A 16,948-nucleotide genomic window follows, 5' to 3' on the forward strand; every position below is an offset into this window, starting at 1 on the left:
ATTTTTTCTTCGGAAGCATTATGAGCGCAATTTCCCTGATCCAGCCGGATCGTGACCTCTTCTCCTGGCCCCAGTACTGGGCGGCCTGCTTTGGACCGGCGCCATTCCTGCCGATGTCCCGGGAAGAGATGGACCAACTGGGCTGGGACAGCTGCGATATCATTCTGGTCACGGGCGATGCCTACGTTGACCACCCGAGCTTCGGCATGGCCATCTGTGGCCGTATGCTCGAAGCGCAGGGCTTCCGCGTGGGGATCATCTCCCAGCCTGACTGGAACAGCAAAGACGACTTCATGCGTTTGGGAAAACCGAACCTGTTCTTCGGCGTGACCGCAGGCAACATGGACTCGATGATCAACCGCTATACCGCCGACCGTAAGCTGCGCCATGACGACGCCTACACGCCGGATAACGTGGCGGGCAAACGTCCGGACCGCGCAACCCTCGTCTACACCCAGCGCTGCAAAGAAGCCTGGAAAGACGTGCCGGTGATCCTGGGCGGCATCGAGGCGAGCCTGCGCCGCACCGCACACTACGACTACTGGTCAGATACCGTGCGCCGCTCGGTGCTGGTGGATTCCAAGGCCGACATGCTGATTTACGGAAACGGCGAGCGTCCGCTGGTGGAAGTGGCGCACCGCCTGTCGCAGGGCGAGCCGGTGAGCAGCATCCGCGACGTGCGCAATACTGCGATCATGGTGAAAGAGGCGCTGCCGGGCTGGCGCGGGGTAGATTCCCGCATCATCGATATGCCGGGCAAAATCGACCCGATCCCACATCCGTACGGCGACGATCTGCCGTGTGCCGATAACAAACCGGTAGAGCCAAAGAAGGCGGAAGCGAAGGCGATCGTCGTGCAGCCGCCGCGTCCGAAGCCTTGGGAAAAGACCTACGTACTGCTGCCCTCCTACGAGAAGGTGAAAGCCGACAAGGTGCTCTACGCGCACGCGTCCCGTATTCTGCACCATGAAACCAACCCGGGCTGCGCCCGCGCGCTGATGCAGAAGCACGGCGAGCGCTTTATCTGGATCAACCCGCCAGCGATCCCGCTCTCCACCGAAGAGATGGACAGCGTCTTTGCGCTGCCGTACAAGCGCGTGCCGCACCCGGCGTACGGCAACGCCCGCATCCCGGCGTATGAGATGATCCGCTTCTCGATCAACATCATGCGCGGCTGCTTCGGTGGCTGTTCCTTCTGCTCCATTACCGAGCACGAAGGGCGCATTATTCAGAGCCGCTCTGAAGATTCGATCATCAATGAGATCGAAGCCATTCGCGACTCCGTGCCGGGCTTTACCGGCGTGATTTCCGATCTTGGCGGCCCAACCGCCAACATGTATATGCTGCGCTGCAAATCACCGCGCGCGGAACAGACCTGTCGTCGCCTCTCCTGCGTCTATCCGAGCATTTGTGAGCACATGGACACCAACCACGAGCCGACGATCAACCTCTACCGCCGCGCGCGCGATCTGAAAGGCATCAAGAAGATCCTCATCGCGTCCGGGGTGCGTTATGACATCGCCGTGGAAGATCCGCGCTACATCAAAGAGCTGGCGACGCACCACGTGGGTGGCTATCTCAAGATTGCGCCGGAGCACACCGAAGAAGGCCCGCTGTCGAAGATGATGAAGCCGGGCATGGGCAGCTACGATCGTTTTAAACAGCTGTTCGACACCTACTCGAAGCAGGCGGGCAAAGAGCAGTATCTGATCCCGTACTTCATCTCCGCCCACCCGGGCACGCGTGATGAGGACATGGTCAACCTGGCGCTGTGGCTGAAGCAGCGCCGCTTCCGCCTGGATCAGGTGCAGAACTTCTATCCGTCACCGCTCGCCAACTCGACGACCATGTACTACACCGGCAAGAACCCGCTGAGTAAGATTGGTTATAAGAGTGAAGACGTGGTGGTGCCGAAAGGGGATAAACAGCGTCGTCTGCACAAAGCGCTGCTGCGCTACCACGATCCGGCCAACTGGCCGCTGATCCGCCAGGCGCTGGAAGAGATGGGCAAAAAGCACCTGATCGGCTCGCGCCGCGACTGTCTGGTACCGGCCCCGACGCTGGAGGAGATGCGCGAAGCGCGTCGCCAGAATCGCAATACGCGCCCGGCGCTGACCAAGCACACGCCGATTGTGCATCAGCGTTCGAACGGTGGAGCGGGAACGAAGAAGAACGTAAAACGTAAGATCGGTTAAACCTGTAACAAAGCCCGGTGGCGCTAGCGCTTACCGGGCCTACTGGTCAGCGCGTAGGCCGGGTAAGGCGCAGCCGCCACCCGGCTTTTTTACTCCATTATCCGCCAAACTGATCCGGGTCTGGCCCAAGCCGCTTGCCCTTATCCAGCTTCGCAATTTCCCCCAGCTCATCTTTGTCCAGACGGAAATCCCAGACGTCGAAGTTCTCGGCGATGCGCGATGGCGTGACCGATTTCGGGATCACCACCAGGCCGTTGTCCAGATGCCAGCGAATGACGATCTGCGCCGGGGTTTTGCCGTATTTATCCGCCAGGTCGCGGATAATTTTCTGATCGAATACCCCTTCACCGCCCTGAGCCAGCGGGCTCCAGGATTCGGTCTGAATCTTATGCGTGGCGTTCCAGGCGTGAAGCTGGCGCTGCTGCAACAGCGGGTGCAGCTCGATCTGGTTAATCACAGGCGCGACGCCCGTCTCGTCAATCAGCCGCTGCAGGTGATGAACCTGGAAATTACAGACGCCGATGCTTTTCACCAGCCCCTCTTTTTGCAGTTCAATCATCCCTTTCCAGGCATCAACGTAATGGTCGATGGCCGGAACCGGCCAGTGCATGAGATAAAGGTCGACGAAATCGAGCTGGAGCTTCTCCAGACTCTCCTGCAGGGCTTCGCGGGGACGCTTTTGATCGTCATTCCACAGTTTCGTGGTGATGAATAACTCATCGCGGGGGACACCGGCGCTGACCAGTGCGGTCCCCACGCCGTCCTCGTTTTTGTACGCGGCGGCGGTGTCAATCGACCGGTAGCCGACTTCCAGGGCTTTATGAATGGCGGAGACGACCTCGTCGTTACCGGCTTTCCATACACCTAGCCCCAGCTGGGGCATCACGTTGCCGTCCTGCAGCTTGATTACGGTTTGGTTTGCCATTTTTCCTCCTTCAGGTGCGCATCGCCGGAGGGAGACTCCGGCGATGGGGTGTGCATTAAGTCTGGACGAAATGTCAAAAAACGAAAGTCGGGGGGACAAAAACGCTTAGCGTGCCGCCTCGTAAATACGGCGGCTGACGTCCAGGGTGATGTCGCCGTGCTCGCCCAGATGGGTCATGCCGTGCTCTTCGAGTTTCGCCAGCAGGGCAGGGATAGAGCTGCCGTCCAGACCGTAGCCAGACAGACGCGTTGGCACGCCCAGACCTTCAAAGAAGCTGCGGGTCGCTTCGATAGCGGCATCAATACGCGCATCGTCAGAACCCTCGGTGATGTTCCACACGCGCTCAGCGTACTGCAGCAGTTTGGCGCGTTTGGTATCACGTTTTTCATTCCACAGCGCAGGCAGCACAACGGCCAGCGTCTGCGCATGATCCAGACCGTGCATCGCCGTCAGTTCGTGGCCCAGCATGTGGGTCGCCCAGTCCTGCGGCACGCCAGCACCGATCAGGCCATTCAGCGCCTGGGTGGCGGCCCACATCACGTTGGCGCGAACGTCATAGTTTTCCGGCTCTTTCAGCGCTTTCGGACCTTCTTCAATCAGCGTCAGCAGAATGCCTTCCGCAAAACGATCCTGGATTTTGGCATTCACCGGATACGTGACGTACTGCTCAACGGTATGAACAAAGGCATCGACCACGCCGTTCGCGACCTGACGCGCAGGCAGGGTGTAGGTGTAAACCGGGTCCAGGATGGCGAACACGGGCTGAACGTGTTCGTTCATGAAGGCCTGCTTGTCGCCGGTGGTTTTACGGGAGATCACCGCGCCCTTGTTGGATTCAGAACCGGTGGCCGGGAGGGTCAGCACGGAGCCCATCGGGATGGCGCTTTTGATGTCGCTGCCGCGGGTTTCCAGAATGTGCCACGGATCGATGCCGTCAGCATAGTGCGCTGCCGCCGCGATGAATTTGGTGCCGTCCAGCACGGAGCCGCCGCCGACCGCCAGCAGGAAGGTGATGTTTTCTTCGCGGGCGATTTTCACCGCGTTCATCAGCGTTTCGTAGGACGGGTTTGGCTCAATGCCGCCGAACTCACGCACGTCCAGACCGTCCAGCGCGCTGTAAACCTGATCCAGCACGCCGGTTTTTTTCACGCTGCCGCCACCGTAGGTGATCAGCACGCGGGCGTCAGCAGGGATCTGTGCGCGCAGGTCAGCGATAGCGTCTTTACCAAACAGAATGCGGGTTGGGGTGTGAAGATTAAAGTTGTTCATTGCTCGTTCCCTTTAGTGGGTGAAAAACCGTGGTGCGCAGAGGGCGACCTGATGCTGCACATTGTGGCCGTCCGGGGCTACGCCCTCAATGCACATTCCTGCCGATGTCTTGCCCATTTCTACAGAGCGCTGGAGAAAGCACGGAAAACAACGCACACTGTTAACGTCGAAAACCGCACCCGGAGTAACGCAAGATGAACCGTGAGGCTATCTGTCAGCAGCTCACTGCGCAGATTAAGTGTTTGATAGATAATGAAAATTTTGCCAGCGATCTGCTGCCGGACATTCGCCTGCTCTACGGCACGCAGCCCGGAACGCGCACGCCGGTCATGTACCAGCCGGGCATCGTTTTTCTCTTTTCAGGCCATAAAATTGGCTATATCAACGAGCGCGTGTTCCGCTACGACACTAATGAATATCTGCTGCTGACAGTACCTTTACCCTTCGAATGTGAAACCTTCGCGACAGAGGCGGTTCCGCTGGCAGGGATCCGCGTCAATGTTGATATCCTCCAGCTGCAGGAGCTGCTGATGGAGATTGGCGAAGACGAACTCTTCCAGCCTTCGATGGCCTCAAGCGGGATCAACTCGGCAACGCTGTCGGAAGAGATCCTTTGCGCCATTGAACGTCTGCTGGACGTCATGGAGAGGCCGCTGGACGCGCGCATACTGGGCAAGCAGATTATCCGAGAAATTCTGTACCACGTGCTGCTGGGCCCGGGCGGCGGCGCGTTACTTGCCCTGGTGAGCCGACAGACCCACTTCAGCCTGATAAGCCGCGTGCTCAAGCGTATCGAAAGCCAGTACACCGAAAACCTCAGCGTCGACCAGCTGGCGGCGGAAGCCAATATGAGCGTCTCGGCGTTTCACCATAACTTTAAATCGGTGACCAGCACTTCGCCGCTGCAGTACCTCAAAACCTACCGGCTGCATAAGGCGCGAATGCTGATGATCCACGACGGCATGAAGGCCAGCGCGGCGGCGATGCGGGTGGGCTATGAAAGTGCGTCGCAGTTCAGTCGGGAGTTTAAGCGCTATTTCGGCGTCACGCCGGGAGAGGATGCGTCGCGTATAAGAACGATGCAGGGAGCCTGAGGGGAAACGTAGGCCGGGTAAGGCGTAGCCGCCACCCGGCAATTTTTTATCACGCGCTGCAGTACTTCTTCTTAATCACTACCGCGATGGTTCCCACCAGACCCGCCACCAGCAGGAACATCGGCAGCACCATCAGGAAGGTCATCACCTGATCTTCGTGGTGTTTCACGAAGGGGATCATATTCAGCGCGTAGCCGAATGTCGTCACCACGCCAACCCAAAGCAGGGCGCTCAGCCAGTTGAAGAACTGGAAGCGGCGGTTCGACAAACCGGAAATGCCCGCCATCGTCGGCAGAAGGGTGCGAACGAACGCCAGGAAACGTCCGGCCAGCAGCGCAAGCAGGCCGTGCCGGTCAAACATGCAGGTCGCGCGCTGATGATATTTATGCGGCAGCTGCGCCAGCCAGCTTTTGACGACGCGCGTGTTCCCCAGCCAGCGGCCCTGCAGATAGCTCAGCCAGCAGCCCAGGCTGGCAGCGGAGGTCAGGATAACCATCGTTGGTGTGAAGTCCATGACGCCTTTACCGATTAACGCCCCGGCAAGTAAAAGCAGACTGTCACCGGGTAAAAACGAGGCTGGCAGTAATCCATTTTCCAGAAACAGAGTTGCGAACATCACGAAATAGACGATACCGACGACGTGAGGATCCGCCAGCGCGGCAAAATCGTGGTGCCAGAGCGCCGCGATAATATCTTGAATAACAGCCATGGACTTTCCTGTGGAACAGCAGATATAGCGCTATTGTACTCCCTAATTCGCCCGTCGGGTTTGATCCCGGGCGCAACTCATGCAGACTTTTCTGCTTGCGGTGTCCACAAAAGCGTCCAGAGAGTACATTTTCAGCCAGCACTCTACACGATACGCTCGAACCCTGCTGCTAAATCCGCAATCAGATCGTCAACATTTTCTAAACCGATATGCAGTCGTATTAGGGTACCGCTGAAGTCCACTTCACCGCCGGGGCGCAGGGCCGCGATCTGCTCCGGCTGGTTAGCCAGGATCAGGGATTCAAAACCGCCCCAGGAATAGGCCATGCTGAAGAGGCTAAAATTATCCAGATAGCTTGCCAGCTCGTCATTATTCAGCCGTTTTTTCAGCACAAACGAGAACAAACCGCTGCTGCCCGTAAAGTCACGTTGCCAGAATTCATGCCCCTTACTGCCCGGCAGCGCCGGATGGTTTACGCGCTCAACCTGCGGATGCTGCGCCAGCCATTCGGCCACCTTCAGGCTGCTTTCGTGGTGCTGTCGCAGGCGAACGCCCAGCGTGCGGAGTCCGCGGCTGGTCATGTACGCCGTGTCGGCATCCACCATCTGGCCCATCAGATAGGCGTTTTCACGCAGCTGATCCCAGCAGCGCGCGTTGGAAACCGCAGTACCAATCATGCCGTCAGAGTGGCCAATCAGGTATTTCGTCGCCGCCTGGATGGAAATATCAATGTCGAATTCCAGCGCTTTGAACAGCACGCCTGCCGCCCAGGTGTTGTCGATCATAATGATCGCCTCTGGCGCTTTGCTGCGCACGGCCTTGACGATAGCCGGCACGTCGTGAACTTCCATGGTGAGCGACCCCGGCGATTCCAGGAACACAATGCGCGTGTTTGGCTGAATAAGTTCGGCAATACCTTCACCAATCAGCGGGTCGAACCAGCCGGTCGTCACGCCGAGCTTGCTGAGGATTTTGGTACAGAAGTCCTGGCTGGGTTCATAGGCGGTGTTGGTCATCAGGATATGGTCGCCCTGTTCCACAAACGCCAGAATGGTGTTGGCGACCGCCGCCGCGCCGCACGGGAACAGCGCGCAGCCTGCGCCGCCTTCCAGCTCGCACATCGCTTCCTGTAAAGAAAAATGGGTTAGCGTGCCGCGACGGCCATAAAACAGCCCGCCTTTTGCGCGGTTGCGCGTGGCGTTTTTTTTCTCCTCAACGGTGTCAAACACCAGCGAGGAGGCGCGTTGAATCACGCTGTTGACCGATCCCTGGGTATATTTTTTGCTGCGTCCTGCCTGTACCAGCGTGGTATCAAGATGCTTCGTTGTCATGTTCGCTAACCCTGTTTTTATACGTCTGGACGTCCAGACTACCACGATTGGAAAAAACTGCACCCGCAGGCTTATCGAATAAGCAGAAAATATTAGCAAAAAAGCGCATAAGAAATTTTTACTGCGTAAGCGCAAGGAAAGTGAACGAAAATTGCGGCACTATGCAAATACTAATGAGAACTACTATCAATTCGACGGTGTTTTGATATTATTACGTTCAGATTTTGTGATTTGCGTCCTGGAGATACAGAGTGGGTAATAATTTGATGCAGGCGGATCTCTCCGTTTGGGGCATGTATCAGCATGCTGACATCGTGGTTAAGATTGTGATGATCGGCCTGATTCTGGCGTCCGTTGTCACCTGGGCTATCTTCTTCAGCAAGAGCGCCGAGCTGCTTTCGCAGAAGCGTCGCCTCAAGCGGGAACAGCAGCAGCTGGCTGAAGCTCGCTCTCTGGATCAGGCCTCAGATATGACCTCATCCTTCCACGCGAAAAGCCTGACCACCCTGCTCGTGAATGAAGCACAGAACGAGCTGGAACTCTCCGCGGGCAGTGAAGATAACGAAGGCATCAAGGAGCGTACCGGTTTCCGTCTGGAGCGTCGCGTGGCGGCGGTTGGCCGACACATGGGGCGCGGCAATGGTTATCTGGCCACCATCGGCGCGATTTCGCCGTTCATCGGTCTTTTCGGTACGGTTTGGGGCATCATGAACAGCTTTATCGGTATCGCGCAGACCCAAACCACCAACCTGGCGGTCGTTGCGCCGGGTATCGCAGAAGCGCTGCTGGCGACGGCGATTGGTCTGGTCGCGGCGATTCCGGCGGTGGTTATCTACAACATCTTCGCGCGGATGATTGGCAGCTACAAAGCCACCCTCGGTGACGTTGCCGCGCAGGTTCTGCTGCTGCAGAGCCGCGATCTCGACCTGAATGCCAGCGCCGTTAAGCCGGTGCACGCGGCGTCCAAACTGCGCGTAGGTTGATATTATGGCGATGCGTCTAAACGAAAATCTGGACGATAACGGCGAAATGCATGAGATCAACGTGACGCCGTTTATCGACGTCATGCTGGTTCTGCTGATCATCTTCATGGTGGCCGCGCCGCTGGCGACGGTGGACGTGAAGGTGAATCTGCCAGCCTCGTCGAGCCAGCCGCAGCCGCGCCCGGAAAAGCCTGTCTATCTGTCCGTGAAGGCCGATAAATCGATGTTCCTCGGGAACGACCCGGTAACGGCCGACTCTGTTATCCCGGCGCTGGATCAGCTTACCGGCGGTAAGAAAGACACCACGGTCTTCTTCCGTGCAGATAAAACCGTGGATTATGAAACCATGATGAAGGTAATGGACACGCTGCATCAGGCGGGTTATCTGAAGATTGGGCTGGTCGGCGAAGAGAAAGCGGCCGCGAAGTGATAAAGAAGCTGGCGAAAGCCGGCTTTTTTATGCCTGTTGGGTTTATGCGTTTTTATTTTCCGTCGGTGCGATAGAGGGGGTTGCCAGCGCGTCCTCATCAAGCGCAACGCAGGTGACGTTTGAGGTACGGTACTCGCCGTCTGACAGTTTGCGCGTCAGACGCAGGGTGGCGATCTCTCTGGCAAGCAGATACTGGTAGTTGGCCTCAAGGCGTCCCAGAAGCTTCTCTTTTAGCTCTGGCCGCTGTTCCATGATGGCGTTCATCACGGCACCGTAAATTTCTTCTTTGACCTGCAGCGGATAAATCTCACGGCGATTCTGCCATTTCAGCCGCACCAGCGTCGCCGGGATCGATACCAGGTCTTGTGTAATGCGCGTCATCTCGTCATTTTTTGTGTTTCGCAGCGCGTCGAGATTTTGCTTTAAGATAAATTCATCACTTTTTTTATCATCCAAAGTCAAATAAACGTCGTTATTTTTAACTTCCTTCACGTTAATCCTCCCCCAGGCTATAAAAAATTGGGTTGTTTTTTTCGCGCGTAATTAAGTTAAGCCAAATTTCATTGCCCGCTTCGTTAATTTCTTTGGTTTTTTCGGCCAATATTTGACTTAGTTTCTGGGCATCTATTTCACCTTCGGCCTGCAGATCATTCAGCAGGTGGACAAAGGCTTCAATTTTTATGGCGCGAAATAAGCGGTCTTTTATATGACGATCGTGCTCTTCCAGCAACATATTACGGGATTTGCCGGTACGGGAAACACCAATTAATATATCAGGCTCGAAATCAGAGAGCTTTCTTTTCCCCTGAGTGAAACTGACCTCTTTTTCTGCTTCCGTCGGTTGCTGTTCCACAGGCGTAATGTGGTACTTAGCCGGGACGAGATAGTCGGGCAGCATTTTTAATTTCCTTTAATTTCAACAGGGTGGGGTTGGTAAAGGCGTGAGATTCGTTGACAATATCATGAGGCAAATTTAAAATCAAAAAAAATGGAGCCTACCCATGAACAGCATCTTTTTTACGGTCATCACATTACTATTACTGACCGCTGGTGTGCTTTTATTGATGCAGGAGTTCAATAAAACGAAAGTGTCGAAAGACACCAGTGAACCGCCGCAACCGGAACTCATGACAAAAGAGGAAGGGGAAGACCATTTCTCTGTATTGATGAACTCCGTTACGCCTGTCTGGTACTGGCGGGTGAACCATGAATATATCGACTTTTTACACGCGACAATTAAACGCATGAAAATGTCGGAAATTAATGACACGCCCGGACTGTTTGAAGCACAGCGTCGCTGTAGCGATCTCAATTCAGCCGTGTATAAATATTATGACAATATCAAAAAACGCTGCCTTAACGGCGAGAAGGTCTCTTATTCCGATCTGGACGTATTAAATTTGCGTCAGTGTTTTCGTGAGTTCAGCCTTGAAGCCTACCCGGAGCTGGTGGTGCTGGTCTGGCCGGAATACGCCCGTCCCGAGGTTAACCCCGACAACGTCTGAGTGACCATACTGGTGAGCTATTGCAAACAGTCAGCGCCATTGGGATATACTGGGCGCTGGTTTCTTTTGCAAACAGGACTTTATGGAACGCTTTTTTGAAAATGCCATGTACGCCTCTCGCTGGATACTGGCCCCTGTCTATTTTGGCCTTTCGCTGGCGCTTATCGCGCTGACGATTAAGTTCTTTCAGGAAATCCTGCACGTTCTGCCGAATATCTTTTCCATTGCCGAGGCGGATTTGATTCTGGTTCTGCTGTCGCTGGTGGATATGACCCTGGTGGGCGGGCTGCTGGTAATGGTGATGTTCTCCGGCTACGAGAATTTCGTCTCTCAGCTGGATATCGACGAGCGCAAAGAGAAGCTCAGCTGGTTGGGCAAAATGGATGCCTCGTCGCTGAAGAATAAAGTGGCCGCGTCGATTGTGGCGATCTCTTCTATCCACCTGCTACGCGTGTTTATGGACGCGAAGAACGTGCCGGATAACAAACTGATGTGGTACGTCATTATCCTTCTGACGTTTGTGCTGTCTGCGTTTGTGATGGGGTATCTGGATAAGATCAGTAAGAAGTAAAGTACGCCTTACCCCTCACCCTAACCCTCTCCCCAAAGGGGAGAGGGGACTGCTCGGTGCGGCCTTATTTATCAGACGACGCCTGCCACAGGTTCAACTCCCCATCCGCAACATGCTGGTCAATCCGCTTGAGTTCGTCCTCACTGAAGTACACGTTATCCAGCGCCCGAACGTTCTCCTCAATCTGTTCCGGGCGGCTTGCGCCAATCAGCACTGACGTCACGCGCGCATCTTTCAGCAGCCAGCTCAACGCCATCTGCGCCATGGTCTGACCGCGCGCCTGCGCCATTTCACTCAGCAAACGCAGGCTGTTCAGGTTGGCTTCGGTCAGCATTTTTTCGTTCAGACCGCGGACTTTCTTGCCTTCACGCTGCATGCGTGAATCTTCAGGAATACCGTTCAGGTATTTTCCGGTCAGCAGCCCCTGCGCCAGCGGGGTAAAGGCGATGCACCCGGTACCGTTGGCCGCCAGCGCATCCAGCAAACCGGTCTTATCGACCCAGCGGTTGAGCAGGTTATAGGACGGCTGGTGGATCAGCAGGGGGATCTTCCACTCGCGCAGCAGCTCGGCCATTTTTTGCGTGCGCTCGGTTGAATAGGAGGAAATGCCTACATACAGCGCTTTGCCGCTCTGCACGGCGTGGGCAAGCGCAGAGGCCGTCTCTTCCATCGGCGTGGTTTCATCCACGCGGTGGGAATAGAAAATATCCACGTAGTCGACGCCCAGGCGTTTCAGGCTCTGATCGAGGCTGGCGAGCAGATATTTGCGCGATCCGCCTGAGCCGTATGGCCCGGCCCACATGTCGTAACCCGCCTTGGTGGAGATAACCAGCTCGTCGCGATACGCGGCAAAGTCCTCCCGCAGCAGACGGCCAAAATTCTCTTCCGCGCTGCCTGCTGGCGGGCCGTAGTTGTTGGCAAGGTCGAAATGGGTAATGCCGAGGTCAAAGGCTTTACGCAGCAGCGCCCGCTGGGCATCAAGAGGCTGAATATGGCCGAAGCTATGCCACAGGCCAAGCGACAGCGCGGGCAGGCGAAGGCCGCTCTTGCCACAGTGGCGGTACTGCATGTTCTCGTAGCGGTCAGGGGCAGGGTACCAGGACATGATGTCTCCTTTTCTTATCGATGAATTTTTGAAACGGCGTTTTCATTCTGTCCTTATCAAAACACAAATCCCGGGGAGAAGCGATGGCAGAACTCCCTGCCAGCAATTTTCCCCGGGATGCGTCAGACGTTGAGTCCCGCACTGCCCGGTACACGCAGGTCACCGGGCAATCAGACGACAATCAGAAGCTATAGCTCATCCCCGCCTGTACGCTGGCATCGTTATCCACATCGCCAGTACCGACATAGACGCCGGTAGTCAGGGTGAAGTTATGGGCGATGGTGGCGTTGATACCTGCCCCAAAGATGCCCATGGTGTTGTTGTGACCGGAGGTGTTGTGATAATCCGCCGCCTGAATGTCGGTGTCATCGCTGAACTCTTTCTGGAAGCGCGCGTCGATCCACGGCATCACCTTCACGTTTTTGTTCAAATCGCGAAGGGTGGTGGTGAGCCTCACGCCCGCGCCGCCGTTCCAGGAAGAGACCTGGCTGTCGGCAAAGGTGACTTCGCTGTCAGAGAAGCCGTTCGCTTTGGTCTGATCCCAGCCAAGAGTGGCATAGGGTTGCAGCAGCGTTTCGCCTGGCAGCAACACGTTCACCCCGGTGCGGGCCTGCGCCAGATACAGACTGCCATCGGTGGAGCCGTGCAGCGCTTCCGTCATGCCGCTGGTATCGCCCGTTACGTTGTTGGCAGACAGCGAGTAACGCATATCGCCGTAGCTGAAGCTGCCGTCAGCAAACAGACCCCAGGTTCGGCCGTTCAGCGCCTGCTGCCAGCCGCCATACAGGCTGTAGTAGTTCCCGTAAACGCTGTCTTTGAAGCTATCCGCGCCGTCGCTGGTGTCCTGCACGCGGCTGCGCGTCCACGCCAGCGCGATACCGCCGGTGACGCTGTCGCCGTTGTCCAGATGCGCCGTCCAGTCTACGCCGCCCTGCGCACCCTGAGTGATGCTTTTGTAGTCGACGTCGTTGCTGAAATTACCGTTCTGATAAAGGAAATCGCCCCAGACCTGCGCACCGTCCTGCTGTTCTCCCAGCAGGTTTGCCAGATGCACCTGGTTCATGTGGTTGCTGATGTCATCCGCTACCTGATGCCCGGCCTGTTCCGCTGCATCCAGGCCGGCTACCAGCCCCTGAACATCGCTCGCAAGGTTGCCCTTCTGGCTGTTAAATTCAATATTCCAGGTCTGGCTATTATCTGCAGTCAGCTGAGCCTGAGGCGCGCTGTCGGCCGCAACAATATTCAGACTGTTGTTGTAGTTATAGGCGCCGCTACGGTTCTCCACGGTCTGGTCGCCGTTGGTAAACGTGGCTGCTGCATAATTCTGCGGCGCACTGCTGCCCGACGTGGTGAAGGTCCCCAGGACTATTCCCTGCTGATTTTGCGCTGACGGCGTAATGCTGTTCACCACCACGGCGTTATTGGCGCCGGTAATATTACCGAAATTCACGTAGCTGTCGGTGCTCATGGTAACCAGCGCATTGCTGCCGGTGGTGTTGGCAATCAGGGTTGAACCGTTTTGCAAACTCCAGCTGGTTGCATCGTTAATTTTATCAATGGCAATGCTGTTATCGCTGGTGGTATTTACCGTTTCAAACTGGCTTATTTGTCCGGATATGGAACTGCCCGCATCCATTGACAGAGTATCGCTGCCGTCACCACCGTTAACATTGCCATTGACATGTGAATCATTGGTCAGCACGACCGTATCATCACCTGCACCCGTTGTAATATCACCGTTGACGGTCGCGTTGTTCTGCAGCGTAATTGTGCTATTGCCCGTACTCTGGCTGGTATTTATCTCGCCATTCACGGTGCTGTTATCCACCAGAACGGAATTTGCGGCGTTACCATCGACGGTCACATTGCCATTTACCACGCTGTTATTGGTCAATGAAATCAGCGTGGTGCCGTTTTCGTTAAAGGCCCCAATGTCGCCGGTGACCGTACTGTTATCCAGCGCCAGCGAATCAGCCTTCGTTCCGTACATCGCGATGGCGACATCGCCAAAGGCATCCAGGTTGATGTCGCTGAAGGGCTTGTATCCGCTCAGTTTTACCGCCAGCGTGTCGATGTTCTGCGCGATTTCGCTCTGCGAGGCATCCACGGAAGCGTTAGTCAGCGTAATATTGGTATCAGATTTATCGCTACCCGCGTAAATACCGCCTTTATCCATCGTGCTGTTGCTGATGGCAATATTTTGTGCACCGGCTCCCGCACTGAGAATACTGCCGTGCAGCATGCTGCCGTCCTCAACGTTGACGGTGTGGTAACCTTTATCCATGGGGTCGAGATAAATGGCGGAACCCATCATATAGGCTTTCTTGCCCTCGTAGCTTCCGGCGTCATTTTCGCCATTCAGCGTGGCGTCATCGATGGTCACCGTCGTATTGGTGGTTGCACCGGTATTGCCCACTTCGATCATATCGACGGTGGCGCCGTTATTCACCGTAATATTAGCCGTCCCCCCGTTGCTGCCCTGAATATAATGGCCGGACATGTCGGTACCAGAAACGGTTAATGACTGGGTATCCCCTGATTCACGGCTTCCATCCATAAAGATATTATTTGCGGTGGTGTCGGCCATAATGGCATTAGTCACGCCGGGATCTTCATAGAAACTATTATCTACATATTTCGTTAAGCCGCAGGTCTGCGATGTCACGCCCGGCTGGCAGGGCGTAGCGGGTGTTACGTTAGCCTGGGCGCCAAATGACGTTAAAGCCACTAATACACATTGCGAAAGCAATGTACGATTCATTAATTTGCGCATTTGAAGTTCTCTGGATGAGTCGAAAATTGTCCGGCTCTTTTTAAATGAATTTATTTAAAATAAGAACTTCCTCAGCAGGTAAGGATGTAATGAAATCTAAAAAAATATCCTGCACAATAATTAGCGTTTAAATAATTAAATCTGATTAATAAATTTAATTTAATTCATGAGCTAAATGCTTTGGAATGATTTGCATACAAATTAAAGGGTTTCTTGACCGGTCGTGCGGTTCTTTGACCGTCTCATTCATCAGGGTATTCATCCTTTCGGGTTGTGAGGTTAATTAACTGTTTGTCTGTTTTACATTTCGACGGCTGCTGAAATATGAAAACATGTATTGAGCAGTAAGATTTTCCCCGCAGTGATTATCCTTTTCCGGCGAACGGCAGGGTAGCGAAGATTTTTATAAAATTACGCGCGAAATAGTATAACTTCGTCAGTTTCTGCCGATAACGAGGGTAAGACTCGCCTCTGGGCGAATTCACCCTCACGGCAAGGAAGACTTATGAATATGCTCCGTAATTTCACGATCCGTTTCGTCATGCTGGCGATTCTCGGGATCTTTTGTTTAATGTGGGCGGGTGTTGGGCTCTACAGCACCTGGTCTCTGTCTCGCGTTTCAGATGGCAACGAGGTGGACCGCCAGCTGGTCAAGCAGATGACGGTGCTCAGCCAGGGCAACGATCAGTATTTCCGCTTTGTGACCCGTCTGAGCCGCGCAATGGAAGTCAAAGCCGCAGGCGGCACGCCGGATCTGGCCTCTGCCCAGCAGGCGCTGGATAACATGGGCAAGAAGCTGGCCGAGATGAAGGCGATCTCCCCAGGCCCAATGGATCCCCAGGTCTCTTCCCGGGTGATCGGTGCATGGCAGGCGCTGCTCGAACAGGGCGTGACGCCGCAAATGCAGCAGGCGAAACTGGGCGCGCTGGACGGCTATCGTCAGCAGGCCAATAACGTCACGCCAACGCTGAGCCGCGCGTTCGGCGCGGCGGCTGAAGAGTTCAACAGTGCTGCCGCAAAGTCGCTCGACAGCACCCGCGTGGTGGTGGACGGCCTGACCAGCATGACCCGTACGGTGATTATCGTCGCCACGATCGTCGGTCTGCTGATCCTGCTCTTCACCGACCGTTACCTGGTCGCGATGCTGGTCAAACCGCTGGACCGCATTCGCCAGCAGTTCCGCCAGATTGCTCAGGGCGATCTCAGCCAGCCCATTGAGCCGTTCGGCCGCAACTGCGTGGGACAGCTGGTGCCGCTGCTGAGCGCCATGCAGGACAGCCTGCGCGAGGCGGTCAGCACGATCCGCTCCGGCAGTGAAAATATCTGGCGCGGGGCGACGGAGATTTCCAGCGGTAACAACGATCTCTCCTCCCGTACCGAAGAGCAGGCGGCGGCGCTGGAAGAGACGGCAGCCAGCATGGAACAGCTGACCGCTACGGTGAAACTGAACGCGGAGAGCGCCCGTCAGGCAAGCCAGCTGGCCGATGTGGCCTCAACCACCGCCAGCCGCGGCGGTTCGCTGGTGGAAGAGGTGGTAAGCACCATGAGCGGTATTTCGGAAAGCTCGAAGAAAATTGCTGAAATCACCAACGTCATTAACAGCATTGCCTTCCAGACCAATATTCTGGCACTTAACGCGGCGGTTGAAGCAGCACGCGCGGGCGAACAGGGGCGCGGCTTCGCCGTCGTCGCGGGCGAAGTCCGCAACCTGGCAAGCCGCAGCGCCAACGCGGCGAAAGAGATTGAGGGGCTGATTACCGATTCCGTTTCCCGCGTCGAGCAGGGTGCAAAGCTGGTAAGCGACACGGGTACGACCATGGATGCGATTTTGCGGGACGTGACGGAAGTGACGACCATTATGAAGCAAATCGCCTCTGCCTCTGAGGAGCAGAGTAAAGGCATTTCGCAGGTCGGTATCGCCATTACGCAGATGGACGGCGTCACCCAGCAAAACGCCTCGCTGGTGGAGGAGGTTTCCGCGGCGGCTTCGGCGCTGGAGCGTCAGACCGAAGATCTTCAGCGCTCGGTGCAGAAGTTCCGCCTGACGGCATAACGCAA

The 16,948-nt window shown here is 55.7% G+C and carries 15 protein-coding genes; 7 read left to right on the forward strand and 8 right to left on the reverse strand.

Features of this window, described 5'->3' with window-relative positions; genetic code table 11:
* Positions 1-20: 20 nt before the first annotated feature.
* Complete coding sequence (locus LLF79_RS12520; protein ID WP_046092442.1) at positions 21-2,195, forward strand: YgiQ family radical SAM protein; 2,175 nt, start codon at positions 21-23, stop codon at positions 2,193-2,195.
* A 97-nt stretch (positions 2,196-2,292) separates the two neighbouring features.
* Here LLF79_RS12520 and dkgA read toward each other — a convergent pair whose 3' ends face one another.
* Positions 2,293-3,120 carry a 2,5-didehydrogluconate reductase DkgA gene (gene dkgA, locus LLF79_RS12525; RefSeq protein ID WP_023616907.1) on the reverse strand — a complete coding sequence of 276 codons (828 nt, stop codon included), beginning with the start codon at positions 3,118-3,120 and terminating at the stop codon, positions 2,293-2,295.
* Between the two features lie 105 nt (positions 3,121-3,225).
* The gene (yqhD, locus tag LLF79_RS12530) at positions 3,226-4,389 is read right to left on the reverse strand and encodes an alcohol dehydrogenase (RefSeq protein ID WP_008502995.1); all 1,164 of its coding nucleotides are present in this window, start codon (positions 4,387-4,389) and stop codon (positions 3,226-3,228) included.
* 194 nt (positions 4,390-4,583) lie between these two features.
* Between yqhD and LLF79_RS12535 the strand changes: the two genes are divergently transcribed.
* Complete coding sequence (locus tag LLF79_RS12535) at positions 4,584-5,483, forward strand: AraC family transcriptional regulator (RefSeq protein ID WP_227879587.1); 900 nt, start codon at positions 4,584-4,586, stop codon at positions 5,481-5,483.
* 49 nt (positions 5,484-5,532) lie between these two features.
* Here the strand turns inward: LLF79_RS12535 and yghB are convergent, their stop codons facing one another.
* Entirely contained in the window at positions 5,533-6,192 is a 660-nt protein-coding gene (gene yghB / locus LLF79_RS12540; RefSeq protein ID WP_227879588.1) for a DedA family general envelope maintenance protein YghB, read from the reverse strand.
* A gap of 143 nt (positions 6,193-6,335) precedes the next feature.
* Positions 6,336-7,523: a cystathionine beta-lyase gene (metC, locus tag LLF79_RS12545; protein ID WP_008499811.1), complete on the reverse strand. Its 1,188-nt coding sequence runs from the start codon at positions 7,521-7,523 to the stop codon at positions 6,336-6,338.
* A 251-nt stretch (positions 7,524-7,774) separates the two neighbouring features.
* On the opposite strand from metC, the gene exbB reads away from it, so the two are divergent.
* Both exbB and exbD read left to right on the forward strand, forming a co-directional pair.
* Positions 7,775-8,506, forward strand: coding sequence for a tol-pal system-associated acyl-CoA thioesterase (gene exbB, locus LLF79_RS12550; RefSeq protein ID WP_021242115.1), 732 nt, complete (start codon positions 7,775-7,777; stop codon positions 8,504-8,506).
* Positions 8,507-8,510: 4 nt separating this feature from the next.
* Positions 8,511-8,936, forward strand: coding sequence for a TonB system transport protein ExbD (gene exbD / locus LLF79_RS12555; RefSeq protein WP_008499809.1), 426 nt, complete (start codon positions 8,511-8,513; stop codon positions 8,934-8,936).
* 42 nt (positions 8,937-8,978) lie between these two features.
* Here the strand turns inward: exbD and LLF79_RS12560 are convergent, their stop codons facing one another.
* On the reverse strand, positions 8,979-9,428 hold the full coding sequence (locus LLF79_RS12560; RefSeq protein ID WP_008499808.1) for a hypothetical protein: 450 nt from the start codon (positions 9,426-9,428) through the stop codon (positions 8,979-8,981).
* A gap of 1 nt (position 9,429) precedes the next feature.
* Positions 9,430-9,834: a hypothetical protein gene (locus tag LLF79_RS12565; protein WP_008499807.1), complete on the reverse strand. Its 405-nt coding sequence runs from the start codon at positions 9,832-9,834 to the stop codon at positions 9,430-9,432.
* A gap of 103 nt (positions 9,835-9,937) precedes the next feature.
* On the opposite strand from LLF79_RS12565, the gene LLF79_RS12570 reads away from it, so the two are divergent.
* Positions 9,938-10,441 carry an ESA_00282 family adhesion-associated protein gene (locus LLF79_RS12570; RefSeq protein WP_008499806.1) on the forward strand — a complete coding sequence of 168 codons (504 nt, stop codon included), beginning with the start codon at positions 9,938-9,940 and terminating at the stop codon, positions 10,439-10,441.
* An 82-nt stretch (positions 10,442-10,523) separates the two neighbouring features.
* Positions 10,524-11,012, forward strand: coding sequence for a TIGR00645 family protein (locus LLF79_RS12575; RefSeq protein WP_227879589.1), 489 nt, complete (start codon positions 10,524-10,526; stop codon positions 11,010-11,012).
* A gap of 64 nt (positions 11,013-11,076) precedes the next feature.
* Here LLF79_RS12575 and LLF79_RS12580 read toward each other — a convergent pair whose 3' ends face one another.
* Together LLF79_RS12580 and LLF79_RS12585 are read right to left on the reverse strand one after the other, a co-directional pair.
* Positions 11,077-12,117: an aldo/keto reductase gene (locus LLF79_RS12580; protein ID WP_032664420.1), complete on the reverse strand. Its 1,041-nt coding sequence runs from the start codon at positions 12,115-12,117 to the stop codon at positions 11,077-11,079.
* A 181-nt stretch (positions 12,118-12,298) separates the two neighbouring features.
* Positions 12,299-14,845: an autotransporter outer membrane beta-barrel domain-containing protein gene (locus LLF79_RS12585; RefSeq protein ID WP_227879590.1), complete on the reverse strand. Its 2,547-nt coding sequence runs from the start codon at positions 14,843-14,845 to the stop codon at positions 12,299-12,301.
* Positions 14,846-15,395: 550 nt separating this feature from the next.
* Between LLF79_RS12585 and LLF79_RS12590 the strand changes: the two genes are divergently transcribed.
* Entirely contained in the window at positions 15,396-16,943 is a 1,548-nt protein-coding gene (locus LLF79_RS12590; RefSeq protein ID WP_025912490.1) for a methyl-accepting chemotaxis protein, read from the forward strand.
* The last annotated feature ends 5 nt before the right edge of the window (positions 16,944-16,948 follow it).

Source organism: Enterobacter cloacae complex sp. 2021EL-01169, assembly GCF_020733125.1.
In the GTDB taxonomy this organism is placed as follows: Bacteria; Pseudomonadota; Gammaproteobacteria; order Enterobacterales; family Enterobacteriaceae; genus Enterobacter; species Enterobacter roggenkampii.